The sequence below is a fragment of the Streptomyces spongiae genome, from assembly GCF_009377185.1.
GTDB classification, from domain to species: Bacteria; Actinomycetota; Actinomycetes; order Streptomycetales; family Streptomycetaceae; genus Streptomyces; species Streptomyces spongiae.
Genome location: NZ_VJZC01000724.1, coordinates 1 through 4,475 on the forward strand (window position 1 = coordinate 1; position 4,475 = coordinate 4,475).

Annotated in this window: 5 protein-coding genes; 3 read left to right on the forward strand and 2 right to left on the reverse strand. The window is 71.5% G+C overall.

The features are described from left to right. On the reverse strand, nt 1-1,129 hold a 1,129-nt coding region (locus FNH08_RS45385; RefSeq protein WP_152777434.1), incomplete at its 3' end, for an ATP-grasp domain-containing protein. A gap of 275 nt (nt 1,130-1,404) precedes the next feature. On the opposite strand from FNH08_RS45385, the gene FNH08_RS45395 reads away from it, so the two are divergent. The 3 genes from FNH08_RS45395 to FNH08_RS45405 are packed head-to-tail and all read left to right on the forward strand — an operon-like array spanning nt 1,405 to nt 3,969. Continuing rightward, the gene (locus FNH08_RS45395; RefSeq protein ID WP_322726495.1) at nt 1,405-2,313 is read left to right on the forward strand and encodes a metallophosphoesterase family protein; all 909 of its coding nucleotides are present in this window, start codon (nt 1,405-1,407) and stop codon (nt 2,311-2,313) included. Then, nucleotides 2,261-2,980, forward strand: a complete 720-nt coding sequence (locus FNH08_RS45400; RefSeq protein WP_322726496.1) for a 4'-phosphopantetheinyl transferase family protein — start codon at nt 2,261-2,263, stop codon at nt 2,978-2,980. The genes FNH08_RS45395 and FNH08_RS45400 overlap by 53 nt, the downstream gene beginning before the upstream one ends. After that, complete coding sequence (locus FNH08_RS45405) at nt 2,977-3,969, forward strand: polyprenyl synthetase family protein (RefSeq protein ID WP_152777435.1); 993 nt, start codon at nt 2,977-2,979, stop codon at nt 3,967-3,969. The genes FNH08_RS45400 and FNH08_RS45405 overlap by 4 nt, the downstream gene beginning before the upstream one ends. A gap of 46 nt (nt 3,970-4,015) precedes the next feature. Here the strand turns inward: FNH08_RS45405 and FNH08_RS45410 are convergent, their stop codons facing one another. Further along, the gene (locus FNH08_RS45410; RefSeq protein ID WP_152777437.1) at nt 4,016-4,243 is read right to left on the reverse strand and encodes a hypothetical protein; all 228 of its coding nucleotides are present in this window, start codon (nt 4,241-4,243) and stop codon (nt 4,016-4,018) included. Nucleotides 4,244-4,475: the final 232 nt, after the last annotated feature.

The window sequence follows — 4,475 nt, forward strand, 5'->3', positions numbered from 1 at the left end:
GGGCGAGGGCCAGGGGGCGCGTGTCCACCTGCCCCGCAGCCCCAGGCCCCGGAGCAACCGCCTCCGCGGCCACCGCCGGCACATCCGGCCGCTGGTGCGGAAGCGCCACCGGCCGCACCGCACGCGTCCCCGACACCACCGCGTAGTCCGGCCCGAGACGAGCCGGAAGCAGCTCGCCTGGGTCCTCGCCGAGGGCCAGCTGCACCGCGGCCCAGGGCGCGTTGAGGCCACAGAGGGACAGCTGGTGGAGCCCACCCGCCGGCCGCGTGTTGACGTCCATGAGAACCGGCTGCTCGCCGTACATACGGAACTGGATGTTGGACAGGTAGTGGAGGCCGAAGCCCTCCGCGAGCCGACGCGCCGGCTCGATCCAGGCCGGGTTGAGCGTGAACCCACGGCGCCGCCCGTTCTTCGTACGGCCCACCGCCATACGAAGACGCCCGTCAGGGGCGACAAGACAGTCCACCGACACCTCCGGCTGCTCCAGACGAGGCATCACCAGCAAGTCCACCTCCTCCCCGGCCTCGCGCAGCGCCTCCACCACCAGCTCCAGCGGCACGTACGGACTCGGAAACCCGCGCAGATGCGTGATCGAGAAGGGGTCGCGCGTCACGACACGGAAGCCCACCCCACCCGCACCCGCCGCCGGCTTGAAGCACGCCCTGTGCCCACCGGCCTCCAACTCCTCGACGGCGGTCACGAGTTCGTCCGCACACCGCACCCGGTAGTACGGCGGCACCGGCACGTCGAGCGCCTCGAGAGCCTGGTACGCCGTCACCTTGTCCTCGAAGACGTGCACGGCCTCCGCGGGCGGCGCGAGCAGCGCCGTACCCACCGCCCGGAACTCCTCGCGGTGCGCGGCGATCGCCGCCTGGTGCAGCCGGGGAACGAAGACGTCGATACCGCGCCGCTGACACTGGTCGAGCGCGAACTCGACGTACGCGGCGGGGGAGAGCCCCTCGGGCTCCAGCTCGGCGGTGTCGGCCGCGGCGAGCACGGGCGAGTCGGGGTCGCCGTGGGTGGCATGGATCTCGACCGGGCGCGCGTGCGGATTACTCCGCAGCTGATCCATGAAGAACACGTTCTCCGCGTACGTGCGGTTGAGCCAGACGCGTACGCGAGAGACCATACAGGCCGCCTTTCAGGGTTCGCGGGCAGGGCTGAGCAGGCCGTGCCCGGCCAGGGGGGAGGGAGGTACACCGAACCGCCCGACGCGCGTGCAGGAGCGTGGCGGAGGTGTTGAGGGCGATCATAGGGCCACCGGGGCCCTGGTTTCTGTCACGCCCGTGTTAATCCTGCGTGCGGGTCGTGCCGGACTGCTGTTCAAGCGTTCGGCGGGCCGCTCTTGTCCGCTGGTGCGTGCGTGTGTTCTCGTGTTCCCATCCGGTTCTGGAGGGAGCGAGGGTGGAGTCGAACGCCGGCGGTCCGGGACATCTGCTGGCCATCAGCGACCTGCACATCGGCTATCCCGAGAACCGCGCCCTGGTCGAACAGATGCGCCCCGAGACCGACGACGACTGGCTCCTCGTGGCCGGAGACGTCGCCGAGAAGGTGGCCGACATCCACTGGGCGCTGGAAACCCTCGCCGGCCGCTTCGCCAAGGTCGTCTGGGCCCCCGGCAACCACGAGCTGTGGACCCACCCGAAAGAGACCCTCACGTTACGCGGCGTCGAGCGGTACGACCATCTGGTCGCCCTCTGCCGCGAGCTGGGCGTCGTCACGCCCGAGGACCCGTACCCCGTGTGGGACGGCCCGGGCGGCCCCGTCGTCGTCGCCCCGCTCTTCCTGCTGTACGACTACTCGTTCCTGCCCCCGGGCTGCGCGACCAAGGAAGAGGGGCTGGAGTACGCGTACGGCACAGGCGTCGTGTGCACCGACGAGCACGTGCTGTACCCCGACCCCTACCCGAGCCGCGACGCCTGGTGCCGCGCCCGCGTGGCCGAGACCGAGCGCAGGCTCGCCGAGCTCCCCGCCGACCTGCCCACCGTGCTGGTCAACCACTACCCCCTGGACCGGCACCCGACGGACATCCTGCGCTACCCCGAGTTCGCGATGTGGTGCGGCACACGGCTCACCGCCGACTGGCACCGCAGGTTCCGCGTCGAGGTGATGGTCTACGGCCATCTGCACATCCCGCGGACCACATCGCTGGACGGGGTCCGCTTCGAAGAGGTGTCGGTGGGTTACCCCCGCGAGTGGCGCCCGCGCCCGGCACCGCCGGGAAGGCTGCGCCGCATTCTGCCGATGGAGGTCGGAGCCGGTGATCGAGGAGTTGCTCCCGGAGTCGGTCGTGGTCGTGGAGGCGTACGGTGACGACGCCTCCCGCGCGGCCGCGGGAGCCGAGGGCGCGTCGCTCTTCCCCGAGGAAGAGGCGGTCATAGCCAAGGCGGTGCCCAAACGCCGTAAGGAGTTCACCGCCGTACGCGCGTGCGCCCGCAGTGCCATGGAGAAGCTGGGCGTGCCCGCCCAGGCCGTGCTGCCCGGCGAACGCGGCGCCCCGGCCTGGCCGGACGGTCTCGTCGGCAGCATGACGCACTGTGAGGGCTACTGCGCCGCCGCGCTGGTCCGCGCCACCGACCTGGTGTCCCTCGGCATCGACGCGGAACCCCACCTGCCGCTCCCGGACGGCGTCCTGGACGCCATCGCGCTCCCCACCGAGGAGACCCGGCTGCGCCGTCTGAACACCGACCGCCCCTCAGTGCACTGGGACAGGCTGCTGTTCAGCGCCAAGGAGTCCGTCTACAAGGCGTGGTTCCCGCTCACGGCGCAGTGGCTGGACTTCTCGGAGGCGGACATCGACGTGATCGCGGACAGGGACGCCGGGTCGGGCACCTTCCACGCTCGGCTCCTCGTCCCGGGGCCGGTGGTGGGCGGCCACCGGATCGGGTCCTTCGAGGGGAGGTGGACCGTGCGGCGCGGGCTGGTGGCCACAGCCGTGTCCGTGCCCTTCCCGACCAGACGCGAGGAGGTCACCGGATGACCTCCCTGTCCTACGTCGAACTGCACCGGCAGATCTCGGGCGACATCGACGCGGCTCTGGACGCCGCCCTCGACGCGCTGGGGACGGAGTCGGAGTCCGTCCGGAACGCGATAGCCGGACTGGTGCGCCACCAGCAGATGAAGTACCCCCTGTCGGTGCTTCCCCTGCTCGTGCACGCCGCCGAGACGGGTGCCCCCGAACCCGCCGTCCCGCTGTCGGCCGTCCACCTGCTGTGGTGGACCTCGGCCTGCTACCTCGACGACCTGGCCGACAACCAGGTGACCGGCACGCCCGAGGGCCTCGGCGCGCACGAGGCCCTGCTGGCGGCCGTCGTTGCCGGGCAGGCACTACCCATCCGAATCGTCCAGGCACAGCCGGTCCCGGACGCCGTGCGCAACGCCCTCACGGCCGAGATCGTCAACTGCTGGTTCCCCGCCGTCGAGGGGCAGCTCAGGGATCTGCGGGGAGACACGGAGGGCGCCGCGCGGGAGGCGGTCGCCTCGGCCTACCGGGGCAAGTCCGGGGCTCCCTTCGCGATGATCACGGCGATGGCCGCCATATGGGCGGGCGTGGACAGCGGGCGCATACGGCTGTGGCGTGAGTTCGGCGATGTCTTCGGCATCCTGTGGCAGTTGTTCAACGACCAGGAGGACATCCTGTCCGACCGCAACGAGGACCTGCGGAACGGCACGGTGACTTATCTGCTGGCCTGTGCCCTGGAGGAGGCGCCGCCCGGAGCGAGGGGGCGGGTGCTGGACCTGTCCGGCGCGGCGCGGAGTTCCGAGCGGGCGCGGCAGGACCTCACGGAACTGCTCCTCGCGCCCGCCGTGCTCCGCCGGTACCGCGAGGACCTCGACACGTTCCGCGACGAGGCGTACCGCGTCCTCGGTGAACTGGGCGGCCACGAGGAGCCCTTGGCGGCCCTGCGGCAGCTCGTGGACCAGTCGGCCGCGCTCTACCTCCGGGCGACGCGGACACGATCCTCCTGAGACGGTCCGCTCCCGGCTCGCCCGGGAACGGACCCTCACCGTGGCGTCATGCCTCCGGGCACCAGCCCCGCAGCATCCTGAAGAACTCCTCCTCGTTGCCCGCGAGTCCGGCCGCCGCCAGAGCCTGCTCGGCCTCGGCGAGCGCGGCGGTGGGCACCACGGGTGGTCGGCGCCCGTCCGGCGGGCCGTCGAACGCGGCTCGTACGGTCTGCAAGAGCCTCAGATAGGCCTGCACGGCGGTGCGTTCGCGGTCGGTCAGTACGGCGGTCGGCATCGGACGGCTCTCCCCTGTTCGGCCGGTCTGATCGGTGTGTGCGCCCCGGCTCGGTGATGGCGCACCTCCAGCTTGCCGTCCACCACTGACAATCCCGTTCCCGTCCGCGGAGGTTCGCCCGCTCAGCGGAGGCGCACCCCTTCGCCCGGGGCTTGAATCCCTGGAGGCTGCGCCTCCAGCCGAGCCCAGGCACCCCCAGCCCGTCCGACGTTGGAGGACAAGGCCGTCAGGC

Coding starts and splice junctions, on each gene's coding strand:
- FNH08_RS45405 (WP_152777435.1), top strand. CDS start 2,977: ATGACCTCCCTGTCCTACGTCGAACTGCACCGGCAGATCTCGGGCGAC.
- FNH08_RS45410 (WP_152777437.1), bottom strand. CDS start 4,243: ATGCCGACCGCCGTACTGACCGACCGCGAACGCACCGCCGTGCAGGCC.